The sequence below is a fragment of the Thalassospira lucentensis genome (assembly GCF_050516545.1).
Taxonomy (GTDB): Bacteria; Pseudomonadota; Alphaproteobacteria; order Rhodospirillales; family Thalassospiraceae; genus Thalassospira; species Thalassospira lucentensis_C.
In genome coordinates, this window is the sequence record NZ_CP191544.1 from 1,253,114 (window position 1) to 1,267,339 (window position 14,226).

Below are 14,226 nucleotides of genomic sequence, written 5' to 3' on the forward strand. Positions count from 1 at the left end.
GCGCAACAGCAATGGGCTGCTACACTTGGGGATGCATCAGGAGATGAATTGTTGGGAAATGAGTGTCCCGCTCATGTCATGCACGGCTGTTTGCCATGTCTCTATTTTCTAGAGACAAAACTACCGACAAAGATCAGGGCGAACCACAGGTATTCTTTATCATTTTCGCAAAAGTTATCATTTCCCAAAAGCGCGATTTGACTGAGGTGATTGCTGTTGACTGTAAATGTCATGGTGACAATTGCTTGCTTGCCGGTGTGGAAAATAGATCTATAGTTTTGCCAAAGCGCGATGTGATGCGCGTGTTTGAGCTTACAGGAACCGTCGTATGGAATTGACCCAGGTTTTAAGTTTTGCGCTGGTGACATCGCTTTTGGTGATGTCACCAGGCCCCAATGGTGTCTTGATCGCCAAGACCGTGCCGACTTCCGGGCGTGCGGCGGGCTTTGCCAATGTGGTGGGGTTTGTTACCGCCTTTTACATTCACGGGTCGCTATCAATATTGGGGATTTCCGTGATCCTTGTCCAATCAGCACAGGCCTTTATGGTCGTAAAGTTGTTGGGGGCGGCGTATTTGTGCTGGGTCGGGTTTAAGGCACTTCGTGATGCTTGGCGAGGTGTTCAGACGGTCGCAAATGTAACGCCAGCCAAGCGTAAGCGCACATTGATCGTGGCATTTGGCGAAGGGTTCCTGACCAATGCACTGAACCCGAAAGTCTCGATATTTTATCTGGCAGCTTTCCCGCAATTCATCCCGGTGGGTGAGGGCGCAGTTGGATCGGCCTTCATGCTGGTCTGCGTGCATGCCGCGATCAATGCGGTGTGGTTTGGGGCGATTATTATGGTGCTGGCACGCTTGACACGCTTTGCCGGAAGCGGGCGTTTCCAACGGGTGTTAAAGGCGACAACAGGTGCAGTGTTTATTGGTTTTGGTTTGAAGCTGGCAGTGTTCAAGCCCTAAGCTAATCAATCGTCTAAATGGTCATTGATCTGATCGGCCCGTTGGAAAACCAGCGGGCCGGTTTTGTTCATTTGGCTACAATAATCAGGGCCATGGTGGCCGCAAACAGGGCCAGTAGAATGTCGCTTGCGGCAACGCTACCGATTGTAAAGGCCTCAAACGCTGCGATCGGCAAAATGATCGAAGCGAGAACCAGAAACACCGGATTAAACAATTTCTGTTTCATTTTACGCACCTCCAACCATGTTCGCGATGAGCAACATCCCAAGTGCCATGAAGCCGCAAAGAGCGGTCAGGATCACACCGGTTTTAAGAACAACCGAAAGTACCGGCCCTTCTTTACCCGAAAGCCCGACGGTCGAGCAGCCGACAAGGATTTTCGAAGGGGCCAGCATACTGCCAAGCGATGCGCCCGTTGCTTGTGCCGCCAGGATAAGGGCGGTCGAAAGCCCGGACAGTTCGGCGGTATGACGCTGGAACATGCCAAAGACAACGTTGGAATTGTTTGTGCTTCCGGTCATGAAAGCGCCCAAGGCGCCGATTGCCGGGGCAATCACCGGATAAGCGATTGCAAACGCACCAGAGAAGACCGCAGCACCGCCTTCTGCCAGCGCATAGGTCATGCCTGCATGATCCATGATGATGGCAAGACCAATCACCGGCACCATGCCAATACTGGTCGGCAGGCCGCTTTTAAGGGTGCGCTGCCAAATGCGTTTGCCAATGCCGTCATCGTAATGCCCGCGCAGCTTAAAGAAGCCAAAACTAATCGCCGCAGTATAAAGCAGAAGCGCGCCGGGATGACCGAATATGGCAATTGCCTTGGCACTTTCGGCCTCGATCACCCAGCCGATTGATGTGGCGGTTTCCGGGAAATCAAGCGTTAAGGTGACTTTGCCAAGAAGCATTTCAATTGCAGGCACAAAGGTCGCGAATGTCACAAGCACGATAAACACCAGATAGGGTGTTAGGGCTTCAAGAAGTGGCATGTGGTGATGATCGTCGGCAACCTGTTCGGCAATGTCATCAGGATGGGGTTTCCAGAAACGGGTGACGATGATTGATGCCACAAGGCCCGCAATCCCCGCGGTCAAACCACCAAGGGTCCAGACCCCGTAATTCGCCATGCAATATTGCGTAATCCCCATGACGCCCGAAATCACAACCAATGGGACAATGCGGCGGCGAACAGTGCGGAAGCCGCCATCAAGCCAAAGAACTGCGGCACCACAGCTAAACCCGGACAATCCCAAAAGGATTGCAGAATAGTGCGTAAGTTCTGTACCCGGAATGCCGGTCACACCGATTAAGGCTTCGAACGATGTGGCCATATTGCCAAACAGGACAGACCAGCTATGGCCGATCATTGGGGCGGCAACCGCAAGGACCGGCGAAAACCCCATGCCCAAAAGAAGGGGGGCGACAACGGCAATTGGCACGCCAAAGCCAGCCACCCCTTGCAGGAAGCTTGCAAAAACATAGCCCAATATCAAAAGTTGCAGCGGGCGGTCATCGGTTAAGGATCTGATTGCGCGGCCAATGGTTTTAATCGCACCGGCTTCGTCGGCTGCGAAATAAAGGATTAAGGCGGCCCAAACGATATAGAGAATATAAAGGGCCAACATCACGCCTTTGGCCTGCGCGATGATCAGCATTTCGGTTGGTGCGCCAAAGAAGAATACCGCAATGATAGCGGTAACAAACCATGCTGCGGCACCAGCGCGCGCAGCGCCCCAATCGGCCTTGATCATTAGAAACAGGATTGTTGCAATCGGCAATGCTGCCAACAAAAAATCGCTCATGGAAGGCGCACCATAACCTTTTGAAACAAAGGAACTGTCGTCTTTGATTTGACGGGATGCGCATATTGTCCGAGCGCGGATGCAAGTGCAAGTGGTGTGAATTGGTATTTCGTATGATGAAATGAAAATGCCGGGTTTGGAAGCAACCCGGCATCTTGTTTTTAAGCCACCTTAAGCGCAGTCTTGTTCGCTGCTTTTTGCGTTCATTTCGTGAAATAAATCCGCGGCAATTTTGAACGATTTTTGACGGGCTGCCTGATCATAAATATTGGCTGTAACCATGATTTCATCGGCATTGGTCATATAGGCAAATTCGCGAAGTTTTTGCGCCACGGTGTCGCGCCCGCCGATTGCGGCATAGCGCATGGCGTGATCAACCCCGGCCTTTTCGACCCGGTTCCAGATTTCACTCATATCTTTAACCGGTTTAGGCAATTGCCCGGGCGTCCCACGGCGCAAATTCAGGAATTGTTGCTGCATCGAGGTTGCAAGATACTGGCCTTCTTCGTCACTATCGGCGGCAAAGAGCCCCATGGCGGCAATCGCATAGGGTTTATCAAGCTGATCACTTGGCTCAAACCGGTGGCGATAAAGTGTTAGTGCATCCATCAGCATATCGGGGGCAAAATGCGATGCAAAGGCAAAGGGCAGGCCAAGCCGTGCGGCAAGGTCTGCTGAAAACAGGCTGCTGCCCAAAAGCCACATCGGGACTTGCGATCCATAACCCGGAACAGCCCGAATAGGCGGGTTGCCTTCAAGCGGGGCCAAGAATGCCTGAACTTGTAAGACATCCTGAATGAAGCGTTCTTCGGATCCATGCATATCACGGCGGAGTGCCGCAGCCGTTCGTTGATCGGTTCCCGGCGCGCGCCCGATGCCAAGATCAATACGACCGGGATGCAGGGCATCAAGGGTGCCAAACTGTTCGGCAATGACCAAGGGGGCATGGTTTGGCAACATGACGCCACCGGACCCAACGCGGATGGTTTTCGTTCCTGCCGCCACATGCGCAATCACGACCGAGGTGGCCGCACTGGCAATGCCTGGCATATTGTGGTGTTCGGCCAACCAATAGCGGTGATAGCCGAGTTTTTCGGCATGCTGGGCGAGATCAAGGGTATTACGCAGCGCATCAGATGGATGTTCGCCGGCATTTACCGGGCAAAGATCAAGAAGGGAATATCGGAGCATCAACCAGACTTTCGGTTTGGCGCGCGCATCGCATTTGCGGGGCGCCTGATTTCACAGTTGGGATTAATCTAGCCTGAAATCATCGTCTTGCCAGTGCGAAAGCGGAATGCGGGGCAGCGTTGCAGATTTAAGGGATATAAAAATTGCGAGAAAGATGTTCAGGAAATCCCCGTTCTATTGGATTTTGTCATCATATGCCGGGATAGATTTGCGATGTGCGACCAAGGTGCGGCTAATGAAATTCCGAAGGGCGATGGAAATGTCGTTGCTGCGATAGGCTAGGGACAATTGTGCAATCGGCACATCGCCATCAATCTCGCGATAGACAACACCATTGGCCTGAAGCTGCGTCATTGGTTTTGGCACCAGTGAAAAACCAAGTTCGGCGGCGACGAAATTAATCACCGATCCAAGCTGCGGTGCGGACTGGCCCAATTGCGGTTCAAAACTGGCCGTACGACAGGCGGTGACAACCTTGTCAAAATGGGTTGGGCCCACTGCGCGCGGGGTCAGAATAAGGGCATCATCAGACAAATCGGCAAGGGCGACTTTTTCATGCTGTGCCGCCGGATGGCCCGCAGGCAGGACAAGAACCATCGGTTCGGCCGAAATCACATGCAGGCGTATGCCATCACCGTCAATCGCATCTTGACGCAAAAATACCGCATCAAGGCGCTCTTTCTTTAACCCGGTGACAAGTTGGGCGGAGTTTGCTTCTTCAAGCGTAATCTCGACACCGGGATAAGCACGGCGAAAATCGCGAAAAATGCGCGGGACGGATGGGCTAAACGCGGCAGAGGCCGTGAAGCCAACCCGGATGGAGCCAACTTCGCCCCGACCGGCACGTTGGGCTGCACGAATGGCACGTTCGGCAAGATCGGGGAATTGCCCAACGAGGCCCAAGAAGGCCGATCCGGCTTCGGTTAGTTCCGCACCATGGGGGACACGATGAAAAAGGGCTGTGCCGATTTCTGTTTCAAGATCACGGATTTGCTGACTAAGCGGGGGCTGGCCAATGCCAATACGGGCAGCGGCACGGGTGAAGTTGCCTTCGCGTGCGACGGCAAGAAAATAGCGGATATGGCGCAGTTCCATGCTCACGGTTCTTTCGGTATACGTAAAACATATCAAGAATGATTGTTCCATATATTGGACGGATGGTGGATTGAATGCAATCATAAGAACTGCCTTACAAATCATCCCCTGAACCATTCCAAACGAGGTCGCAAATGCCTGTTTCTCGGGACACTGCCCCTGAGCCACATTCTGCTGGCAGTCCTGACAATGCTGATACGGTTTCGCAAAATGGCACGTCGCCCCAACGTGACCAAAGCCCACTCGCGTCCACCAGCGTTCAAACGTCTGCGGAACCGGTTTGGATCAAACCGGGTTCCGCAGAATTTCGCCGTATCAGCATCGCGCTTTTCCTTGCCGGATATGCAACCTTTTCCCTGATTTATTGTGTGCAGCCGCTACTGCCAGAACTGGCAAACCATTTTGCGGTGGGACCAGCCGAAAGTTCGTTGGCACTTTCATTAACGACTGGATTTTTGGCCTTTGCGATATTGCTGGCAGGGGCCGTTTCCGAGGCAGCGGGGCGCAAGCAATTAATGCTGGTGTCGATGTGTGTTGCGTCCATCTTGAATTTGATTGCGCCGTTTTTGTCAGACTGGCACGCGTTTTTGGTCGTTCGCGCCCTTGAAGGGTTGATCCTGGGTGGGGTTCCGGCCGTTGCCATGGCCTATCTGGCAGAAGAAATCGACCCAAAAGGTCTTGGCATGGCAATGGGCATTTATATCAGCGGAACCGCGATTGGCGGGTTAAGCGGCCGTGTTGTGATTGGGTTTCTAACCGACTTGTTTGGCTGGCATGTTGCCTTGGGGGCGATGGGGGCACTTGGTCTTTTCGCCGCCCTTGGATTTGCGGTGTTGTTACCGGCATCGCGCAATTTCGTTCGGCGTCCGGGATTTCAGGTGCGCTATCATTTGCGAGCGTGGAGCGGGCATTTAACCCATGCCGGGTTGCCATTTGTGTTTTTGATCGGCGCCTTTGCCATGGGCTGTTTCGTTACGATCTTTAACTATGTTGGTTTTAGGCTTTCGGATGCACCTTATGGGCTTAGCCAAAGTCAGATCGGTTTGATTTTTGTCGTCTATCTTTGTGGGTCGGTTACGTCATCTATTGCCGGTGCGCTGTCCGATAAATTGGGGCGCGGTCCGGTTTTGGTTGTTGGGCTGTTTTTGGCGGGGCTCGGTGTTGCCTTGACCATTATGGACAGTCTGATCGGGATCATCGGCGGGATTGTTATCTTGACCAGCGGATTTTTCGTTGCCCATTCGATTGCGAGTGGCTGGGTCGGGCGATTGGCCAATGGTGCCAAGGGGCATGCATCTTCGCTGTATCTTTTGGCTTATTATCTTGGGTCAAGCATCATGGGATCGGCGGGGGGCTGGTTCTGGGCGCAGGGCGGCTGGAATGCGGTTGCCGGATTTGCGGGCACGCTTTTGGTTTGTGCGCTTTTGTGCGGGCTATATCTGTGGCGGTTGGTATCAATAGCAGAGCAAGTGACGATCAGTTCACAGATAGAACAAGACGCTGGCGAACTGCAGGGTGAACTTGCTGATGCGAGACAGGGCAGCTTATAATTGCGTTGCTAAGTAATACCAAAAGCAAACCCCCGCCAGAACACTGGCGGGGGTTTTGTAATTTAAGTTTCTTGGACTGGACTTAGAGCCAAGAGGGGCTTGGTAAACCTTTTTCCTTAAGGAATTCCGGGTTCCAAAGCTTGCTCTGATAGCGGGTGCCAAGGTCACACAAAACAGTGACAATGGTTTTGCCCGGTCCGAGTTCACGGGCAAGGCGCACGGCACCGGCAATATTGATCCCGGTTGATCCGCCCATGCACAGGCCTTCTTCCTTCAAAAGGTCAAAGACGATTGGCAGCATTTCTTCATCAGAAATCTGGAACGGGTGATCAATCTCGACACCTTCGAGGTTGGCGGTAATGCGGCCTTGGCCGATACCCTCGGAGATCGAACTTCCTTCGGATTTCAATTCGCCAGTTTTATAGTGGCTGTAAAGAGCAGCGCCCATCGGATCAGCAAGGCCGATCTGGATGTTTTTGTTGCGCTCTTTTAGGGCCAGCGAAACACCGGCAAGCGTGCCACCCGTTCCGACTGCACAGATGAAACCATCTAGCTTGCCATCGGTCTGTTCCCAGATTTCAGGTGCGGTGGTGTCAATGTGGCCCTGACGGTTGGCGACGTTATCGAATTGATTGGCCCAGATGGCACCATTTGGTTCACTTTGTGCCAATTCTTCGGCCAGACGGCGCGAAACGTGGACATAGTTATTCTGATCGCGATAGGGGACGGCTGGAACTTCACGAAGATCCGCACCCAGTAACCGCAGAAGATCTTTCTTTTCCTGGCTTTGTGTTTCCGGGATCACGATCACGGTGCGATAGCCAAGCGCATTGCCGACAACGGCAAGACCGATGCCGGTGTTGCCAGCAGTACCTTCGACGATCACGCCGCCCGGTTTTAGTTGGCCGCGCGCTTCGGCGTCACGAATGATGGCAAGGGCAGCGCGGTCTTTGACCGATCCACCCGGATTTGCGTATTCCGCCTTGCCAAGAATGGTGCAACCCGTCAGCTCGGAAACCTTTTTCAATTTCACGAGCGGGGTGCGGCCAATGGCTTCGATGGTGCCATTGCGAATGTCCATGACAGACTCCAAACATGGTTGGGATTAAAATGTGGTTGCTTGTTGATTGGGGCTTTTATACACAAAAGTCAAGACAGTTTGAAATTTATAACGCAAAAATAGTGTTGATTATGCATTTCACCGGAAATGCCGACAAATGTGCCTAGCCCGCAGTTTCTTTGCGGATCCGGTCCCGATTGATCATTAACCATTGGATGGCAATGGTTGCAGTTGCATTGCAGAGTTGTCCATTTTGCAACATGGCAAAGCATTCTTCTGCCGAAACCCGAAAGACGCGGATGTCTTCGCCTTCTTCGTCTAGGCCGTGAATGCCGCCCGCATGTGTGGTGTCAACGCGCCCGTAATAGAGGGCGACTGTTTCGCTAGAGCATCCCGGCGTGACATAGAAACGTGAAATGGGTTCAAGTGGGCCGATAATTTCACACCCAGCTTCTTCGATGGTTTCACGTCTGGCGACGTCTTCGGCTTTTTCACCATCTTCAATGATTCCGGCGACAATTTCTGTCAGCCAAATTGGCATGTCGGGATAGCGTTCCTGTACCGACAGGGTGCCGGGTCGGAATTGTTCGATCAAAATGACCTCGTCTCGGATCGGGTCATAGGGCAGGACGGCAACCGCGTGCCCGCGTTCAAGGACTTCGCGTTCAAGAACAGCACTTTTTCCACCGTCGAATTTGTCATGTTGCAAGCGATAGACATCAAGCTTGAAATATCCATTCCAGCCGCGCTTGCGTTCAATGATGTTGACGTTTTTTTGATCCATGTTGAGATCACCCATCCTGAATTTGAACTAGAGCTAGAGCTAGAGCAACTATAAAGGGTATTACAACTGCCGTTGATCGGTTTTAGGTGAGTTTTTATTATTCATATGGATATAATACTTAGACGTTCTGATCGTTTATGATCTCGACCAAGCTTGGAGTCAGGCTGTTCGTTGGAATAGGTAGGGCATCCCTTGGTTTTAATTAAGCATAATCTGTTGTAATCTGTATGGGTTGAATTTGCGGCACAGCTTGCGCGGTGTGCCGTATTTGAATTCAGAGTTTCGGGGGAAACAGGACGTTGATGCGATTTGAGCCAACAGAAATCGCACGCCTGTATGGGCGATCACGAGTGGGGGTTGTCGTACACAAGGATCTGCAAGCTGTGTATGTCAATGACGCCTATGCGAAGATGCTCGGACGCCGCGATGTTAAGGATTTCATGAGTGAACCTGACATGCGGCAATATATCCCGCCAAGTTTTCACCATGAGGCAGCAAAACTTTCAGAAAGCTTTCAGGAAAGCAATGGCTTCCATGGCTGGAAGAAGGTTTACAATATCCGGACAGATGGAACCCCTGTCTGGATGGAAATCAGCGATGAAACGGTCGAATGGGATCACGGGAATGCTGTTCTGACGACAGCACAGGCGATTGATAATGGCACAACCGCCATGCAGGTTGATCACATGCTTGGCAGATCCTTTATCGGCGTCATGGTTCATCGCAACATGAATGCACTTTACGTCAATGAATCGTTTGCGCGTCTGATGGGGGCGGAAAGTGCCAGTGGGTTCATGGAGAACCCCGATATTCTGCGTTTTATCCCGGAAGATAATCGCCCGCGCGCGATCAAGCATGTTGCAGACATTCTAAGCGGTGAGCGCCGCGGGGATCGTCATCGCGTGCTTGATATTCTTGATGACGGAAGTTCTGTCTGGCGCGATCTGACCGATGAACGCATTCTGTGGCATGACGGAAAACCGGCCATTTTAACGACCGCGCATGACGTGCGTGAAGAAGTTGAAATGCATCACGAACTGGTGCGGGCGAAAGCCGGTCTTGAAGAAGCCGTCACCGAGGTTATTCGACTGGTGCCATCTGCTGTAGCGATGCTTGATATCGGTTTGAACGTTGTTCATCACAATCATGAATTTGCACGGCTGTTTGGTCAGGAAAAAGCAGCCGGTGACAATCAGGCCTTTGATATTTCGGCCTTGCATGAATGCTGTGCCAAGATGAAGCTGCATGGTCATGGCCATGCAACACTTGATGAAATGCAAACACCTTCTGGCCGGTTGGCTGATATTCGGATGAATATGATGGAAGGGGGCGGTGTCATGGTCTCGGCCACCGACATCACCGATCACAAGCGCAAAGAGCAGATGCTTGATACCCTTGCATCAACCGATCCGCTAACACGCGCACTAAACCGGCGCGGGTTTGAGATTGCGGTTAGTCGTTTGCGCGAAATTCGCCATTTGAAAGACAAAAGATGGTTGTTTGGCCTGATCATTCTTGATCTTGATTATTTCAAGGAGATCAATGACACATATGGGCATGCAGTTGGCGACAGGATCCTTGAAAAAGTCGCTGAAACGTTGCGTCAGGCCCTGCGTGATGATGACCTTGTTGTTCGTCTGGGGGGGGGAAGAATTTGCTGTTTTGTTGCCGTCGGCAACGGCGGCTGTGACCAAACGAATTGGCGAACGTTTGGCAAGCATGATCCGGGCCATCGAAGTGCCCGCCGATAAAGCCGGGGAAAAGGTTGCCAAAGTCACGGCAAGCTTTGGGGCGACCGTCGGTGGCGAAGGGCGGCAGAAATTTGTCGAACTGTCTGATGCCATGAAGGTTGCGGATGAAGCAATGTACGCTGCCAAAGAGGCGGGGCGTGACCAGATGCTCTTTAAAACCCGCGAAAATGAGTCTGATACCTAATCAGGCTATCTGTTTTTCTCCTTTCTTGTAAAATCGAATTTTACACCTGACCGCCATGCGGATGGGGTTACTTGTTTGTGGGAGAATTGCGGATGAACATTCGTGCCATGACCGATGATGACGGGGCCAGCGTTGTTGATATTTATGCGCGGGGTTTGTTGTCGGGAAACGCAAGTTTTCAAGATGATGCCGGGACGTGGGAAAGCTGGAGTGCCGGGCATTTAATCGAATGCCGGCTTGTCGCCTGCGATGATGATGGGCGCGTTGTCGGCTGGGCCGGGTTATCCGGTGTTTCGAACCGTTGTGTGTATCGCGGTGTTGCCGAGATTTCCGTATATGTCGATCCGGACTTCCACGGTCAGGGCCTTGGCAAGGCGTTACTGGCCGCCTTGATTGCTGCAAGCGAAAAGGAAGGGATCTGGTCGCTGGAAGCAGGCGTTTTTCCCGAAAACGAAGCCAGTATTGCCCTTCATCACCGACTTGGGTTTGAGACAGTCGGCCGCAAGCGCGGTTTGGGACGGATGAGCTATGGTCTGATGAAAGGTCAATGGCGTGATGTGATGCTTTTGCAGCGGCGGAGTACGACTGTGGGCATTGAATAACTTGGCGCCCAATCGGCAAGTTTAATAGCGACTGGTGAGGTTGGTTCAGATTTCAAATATCTGATCGTGATTTCAGCATGCTTTGCGCAAAAACACGTAGATGCGCTTTAAATTCCTATGCCAATAGGGTAATCAACAAGTTGAACCCGCGAAAACGCATAGACCAAATACACTCAATACACCAAGTACACCAACAGGAGAGCGCCACCGTGAACGAGATCAGCAAAATTGCGCCGGTCGCGATTTGGGAGAATTTCCAGAAGCTTTGTGATACCCCGCGTCCGTCGACCAAAGAAGAAGCTGTTCTGCTGCTTCTGGAGAAAATGGCAGATGACAAGGGTTTTGCCCATTTCCGCGACAGCGGTGAGAACCTTGTGATTACGGTTCCGGCAACGCCGGGCTATGAAGATCGTAAAATGACGATCTTGCAGGCCCATGTCGATATGGTGACACAGGCCAATTCCGGTTCGACCCATAACTTTGATACTGATCCGATCCGTATGCTGGTCAATGGCGAATGGATCACGGCGGACAACACCACACTTGGTGCGGATAACGGCATTGGTGCCGCCGCAATGATGGGTTTTATGACCGAAGATGGTCTTGAACATGGTCCACTTGAATTGCTGTTCACTGTTGATGAAGAACGCGGCCTGACCGGTGCGATGAACCTTGAGGCCGGGCGCCTGAAAGGTGACATTCTTCTTAATCTTGATACCGAAGACGAATATGAGCTGTGCGTTGGCTGTGCAGGCGGTGGTGATCTTGTTGCCAGCCTGACCTATAGCCTTGAGGCCGTCGATGCAGGGCAGGTCGCACGTGAAATTGCATTGACGGGTCTTAAGGGCGGTCATTCGGGCATCGATATTATCTTGGGCCTTGGCAATGCTAATAAACTGATGGCGCGGTTCCTACGCGGGGCAATTCGGGATTTCGATGCGCGTATCGTTGCCATCAATGCCGGTACGGCGCGCAATGCCATTCCGCGTGAATCCTTTGTCACCATCGTTCTGCCAGAAGGCAATGCTGGGGCGTTTGATGCCGCCCTTAAAGCCTTTGCCAATGAGGTTCAGGACGAAATCGGTGCGATTGAACCGAATTTTGCAATTGCTGCAAAGAATGCCGAGCTTCCTGAAAATGCCATGAGTTCAAAGGATTCCAGGGATTTCAACAATGCCTGCGTTGGTGCTCCAAACGGTGTTCAGGCCATGAGCACGTCTGTTGAAGGTGTCGTTGAAACATCGATTAATCTGGCAATCATCAAGCTTGCTGACGGTAAAGCAGATGTGACGCTTTCGGCACGCAGTTCGATCAATTCAGCACGCGATGCCATCCGTGAAGCGGCGACGGCTGTATTTGAAAATATCGGCGCGTCTGTCGAATGGGGCGACGCTTATCCGGGATGGAAGCCAAACGCGAACAGTGAAGTTGTTGAACTGATGAAATCGGTTCACCGCGATATGTTTGGCAAAGATCCGGAAATCCGCGTTATTCACGCGGGGCTTGAATGTGGTGTTCTGGGATCGAAATATCCGCATTGGGATATGGTTTCGTTCGGCCCGACCATTAAACGCGCGCACAGCCCGGATGAATGTGTCCATGTGCCAAGTGTCGCACGTTTTTGGGATTACCTGCTTGCCGCACTTAAAGCGATCCCGGCGAAGGCATAAGCCCGCTGCGTTTGGATTTTTCACTGAGTGTTTATGATGCGACTGACCGTTTTCGGTCAGTCGCATTTATTTGTTGTGCACCAGGTATCACGCGCCGTAGCTCCGTTGCCCGGAACCAGTGCATCAAGGTTTACAAAGCCGGTTTCGCCAAGGGATGTTTCGATTTCAATCCAGAAATCCTTATTGTCACCGGCGATATAAACCGTTTCAAAACGGGTAAGGCGACGAATGATACTGTCATTCACGCTTGGGCCTTTGCGCATGTTCAGGAAATCGCGGTCGACATAATAAGGATCGCGGTCTTCCCCAATCAGCTGTTTGACCTGTTGGGTGATTTCAGTGCTTTGGTGAGCAACCAGTTCGGGTATTTGACGGGTGACAAAGCCCTGACCCGGGCCAAAGGCAATCAGGGCGGCAAAAATCAGAACAAATAGCGGGCTTAGATGCATTAAGGCATCAAACATGCCTGCACGTTTCCATTCATCCCGAACACGGCGGGTGGGAGTGCCATCTTCTAGTCGACGCAAGCTTGTGCGGATTTGCTCGGCAAGAACAGACCGGTTGGTGCCAATGAAATCAAGTGCCTGCATCAGGACTGCACGGGCAAGGGGCTTGTTGCCGGATCGCTCAAACGCGGTTGCCTGGACAAACAGCATCTTTGAATTGCCTTCGGGCGGGAAGGTGCCGCCGCGCATATTGCCAAGGATGGCTTTCCATGCGGGGATGAAGCTGCGCCAGCCCCAAAAACCACGAATCCATGTTTTGAAACTGGCCTTCAATGCCATCCGCTTTGCCCCTTTGGGGGCGAGGTTGGCCGAAATGGTTTCGGTGCGGGACCTGTTTAAAAATCCGCGGACAATCTTAAATTCAACCAGTCTTGGTTGGGCCGAAACAACGCCTGTGACTGCACACTGAATAAACCCTTGGGCATTGCTGTCCGTTTTCTTGCGGTTGTGGCGTCGTGCACCGGGGTGAATGTTGCTTTTGCGCGTGTTGGCCTTGGCCTGTTGTTCGCGGTAAGCTTGATTGGCGCGGGCAAATTTGTCTTCGGTGGTCGGTTTTTCTTTTTCCGCTTTGCGCCCGGATCCGGCAAACCCCTGTTTGGTGCGATTGGCATTCTGCGGTCCGGCGGCATTCGGTCCATACCCTGTGCTGCCAGGCTTGGCCGATGCACCATTGTTTGCAGAGTTTTTTGCGTTGCCTGCGGCCTGTGCCGGTGGTTTGCGTTCGCCCGTCAGGATTTCGTAAGCTTCGGTGATGTCTTTGAATTTGTCTTCCGAATCCGCATTCGTATTGCGATCAGGATGGTATTCAAACGCTAGTTTACGATAGGCGAGCTTGATTTCCTTTGCACTCGCGCCCGGTGCAATGTTCAGCATGCGATAATAAATGCCGAGACGGTCATTGTTCATGGTGAAAGAAAATTCCTGTCCTAACGAGGTTCCTAGCGCGAAAATTCAGCTGGTCGCGATATTGGCGACAGCATGATGTGGTGCAATCATATGGTTGAAATCTTAACACGTTGTCACTTTTGACTAATTGCCATATTTTGCAAGAATCACTTGAGCACGTATCT

General features: G+C 52.1%; 12 protein-coding genes and 2 pseudogenes. 7 read left to right on the forward strand and 7 right to left on the reverse strand.

Going from position 1 to position 14,226, the window contains the following annotated elements; genetic code table 11:
- Positions 1 to 95 precede the first annotated feature (95 nt).
- Together ACQ0MK_RS05805 and ACQ0MK_RS05810 are read left to right on the forward strand one after the other, a co-directional pair.
- Positions 96 to 338 (forward strand): hypothetical protein, encoded by a 243-nt coding sequence (locus tag ACQ0MK_RS05805; RefSeq protein ID WP_430475217.1) that lies wholly within the window; start codon positions 96 to 98, stop codon positions 336 to 338.
- Positions 329 to 961 (forward strand): LysE family translocator, encoded by a 633-nt coding sequence (locus ACQ0MK_RS05810; protein ID WP_430475218.1) that lies wholly within the window; start codon positions 329 to 331, stop codon positions 959 to 961. The genes ACQ0MK_RS05805 and ACQ0MK_RS05810 overlap by 10 nt, the downstream gene beginning before the upstream one ends.
- Positions 962 to 1,028: 67 nt before the next feature.
- On the opposite strand, the gene ACQ0MK_RS05815 is transcribed toward ACQ0MK_RS05810, so the two are convergent.
- From ACQ0MK_RS05815 to ACQ0MK_RS05830, 4 genes are all read right to left on the reverse strand, one after another.
- Entirely contained in the window at positions 1,029 to 1,187 is a 159-nt protein-coding gene (locus ACQ0MK_RS05815; protein WP_430475219.1) for a hypothetical protein, read from the reverse strand.
- A gap of 1 nt (position 1,188) precedes the next feature.
- Entirely contained in the window at positions 1,189 to 2,763 is a 1,575-nt protein-coding gene (locus tag ACQ0MK_RS05820) for an L-lactate permease (protein ID WP_430475220.1), read from the reverse strand.
- A 171-nt stretch (positions 2,764 to 2,934) separates the two neighbouring features.
- Positions 2,935 to 3,954 (reverse strand): LLM class flavin-dependent oxidoreductase, encoded by a 1,020-nt coding sequence (locus ACQ0MK_RS05825; RefSeq protein WP_430475221.1) that lies wholly within the window; start codon positions 3,952 to 3,954, stop codon positions 2,935 to 2,937.
- Between the two features lie 174 nt (positions 3,955 to 4,128).
- A complete protein-coding gene (locus ACQ0MK_RS05830) occupies positions 4,129 to 5,049 on the reverse strand; it encodes a LysR family transcriptional regulator (RefSeq protein ID WP_430475222.1) in 921 nt (306 codons plus the stop codon).
- Positions 5,050 to 5,183: 134 nt separating this feature from the next.
- On the opposite strand from ACQ0MK_RS05830, the gene ACQ0MK_RS05835 reads away from it, so the two are divergent.
- Positions 5,184 to 6,599, forward strand: coding sequence for an MFS transporter (locus ACQ0MK_RS05835; protein WP_430475223.1), 1,416 nt, complete (start codon positions 5,184 to 5,186; stop codon positions 6,597 to 6,599).
- 82 nt (positions 6,600 to 6,681) lie between these two features.
- Here ACQ0MK_RS05835 and ACQ0MK_RS05840 read toward each other — a convergent pair whose 3' ends face one another.
- On the reverse strand, positions 6,682 to 7,680 hold the full coding sequence (locus ACQ0MK_RS05840) for a cysteine synthase A (RefSeq protein WP_430475224.1): 999 nt from the start codon (positions 7,678 to 7,680) through the stop codon (positions 6,682 to 6,684).
- Between the two features lie 142 nt (positions 7,681 to 7,822).
- Positions 7,823 to 8,443 carry an NUDIX domain-containing protein gene (locus ACQ0MK_RS05845; RefSeq protein ID WP_430475225.1) on the reverse strand — a complete coding sequence of 207 codons (621 nt, stop codon included), beginning with the start codon at positions 8,441 to 8,443 and terminating at the stop codon, positions 7,823 to 7,825.
- A 410-nt stretch (positions 8,444 to 8,853) separates the two neighbouring features.
- On the opposite strand from ACQ0MK_RS05845, the pseudogene ACQ0MK_RS05850 reads away from it, so the two are divergent.
- The 4 genes and pseudogenes from ACQ0MK_RS05850 to ACQ0MK_RS05865 form a co-directional block, all read left to right on the forward strand.
- Positions 8,854 to 9,765 (forward strand): annotated as a pseudogene (locus ACQ0MK_RS05850) (PAS domain S-box protein); the annotation flags it as partial.
- Positions 9,766 to 9,775: 10 nt separating this feature from the next.
- A pseudogene (locus tag ACQ0MK_RS05855) lies at positions 9,776 to 10,378 on the forward strand (GGDEF domain-containing protein); the annotation flags it as partial.
- A gap of 92 nt (positions 10,379 to 10,470) precedes the next feature.
- Positions 10,471 to 10,980, forward strand: a complete 510-nt coding sequence (locus ACQ0MK_RS05860) for an N-acetyltransferase family protein (RefSeq protein WP_430475226.1) — start codon at positions 10,471 to 10,473, stop codon at positions 10,978 to 10,980.
- Between the two features lie 209 nt (positions 10,981 to 11,189).
- Positions 11,190 to 12,650 carry an aminoacyl-histidine dipeptidase gene (locus ACQ0MK_RS05865; RefSeq protein WP_430475227.1) on the forward strand — a complete coding sequence of 487 codons (1,461 nt, stop codon included), beginning with the start codon at positions 11,190 to 11,192 and terminating at the stop codon, positions 12,648 to 12,650.
- Positions 12,651 to 12,706: 56 nt separating this feature from the next.
- Here the strand turns inward: ACQ0MK_RS05865 and ACQ0MK_RS05870 are convergent, their stop codons facing one another.
- Complete coding sequence (locus tag ACQ0MK_RS05870; RefSeq protein WP_430475228.1) at positions 12,707 to 14,062, reverse strand: DnaJ domain-containing protein; 1,356 nt, start codon at positions 14,060 to 14,062, stop codon at positions 12,707 to 12,709.
- Positions 14,063 to 14,226: the final 164 nt, after the last annotated feature.

What these genes read in the sequence shown, in the direction of transcription:
- ACQ0MK_RS05860 (WP_430475226.1), top strand. Translation starts at nt 10,471, where the DNA reads ATGAACATTCGTGCCATGACCGATGATGACGGGGCCAGCGTTGTTGAT.
- ACQ0MK_RS05845 (WP_430475225.1), bottom strand. Translation starts at nt 8,443, where the DNA reads ATGGATCAAAAAAACGTCAACATCATTGAACGCAAGCGCGGCTGGAAT.
- ACQ0MK_RS05810 (WP_430475218.1), top strand. Translation starts at nt 329, where the DNA reads ATGGAATTGACCCAGGTTTTAAGTTTTGCGCTGGTGACATCGCTTTTG.
- ACQ0MK_RS05805 (WP_430475217.1), top strand. Translation starts at nt 96, where the DNA reads ATGTCTCTATTTTCTAGAGACAAAACTACCGACAAAGATCAGGGCGAA.
- ACQ0MK_RS05820 (WP_430475220.1), bottom strand. Translation starts at nt 2,763, where the DNA reads ATGAGCGATTTTTTGTTGGCAGCATTGCCGATTGCAACAATCCTGTTT.
- ACQ0MK_RS05870 (WP_430475228.1), bottom strand. Translation starts at nt 14,062, where the DNA reads ATGAACAATGACCGTCTCGGCATTTATTATCGCATGCTGAACATTGCA.
- ACQ0MK_RS05840 (WP_430475224.1), bottom strand. Translation starts at nt 7,680, where the DNA reads ATGGACATTCGCAATGGCACCATCGAAGCCATTGGCCGCACCCCGCTC.
- ACQ0MK_RS05835 (WP_430475223.1), top strand. Translation starts at nt 5,184, where the DNA reads ATGCCTGTTTCTCGGGACACTGCCCCTGAGCCACATTCTGCTGGCAGT.
- ACQ0MK_RS05830 (WP_430475222.1), bottom strand. Translation starts at nt 5,049, where the DNA reads ATGGAACTGCGCCATATCCGCTATTTTCTTGCCGTCGCACGCGAAGGC.
- ACQ0MK_RS05825 (WP_430475221.1), bottom strand. Translation starts at nt 3,954, where the DNA reads ATGCTCCGATATTCCCTTCTTGATCTTTGCCCGGTAAATGCCGGCGAA.
- ACQ0MK_RS05815 (WP_430475219.1), bottom strand. Translation starts at nt 1,187, where the DNA reads ATGAAACAGAAATTGTTTAATCCGGTGTTTCTGGTTCTCGCTTCGATC.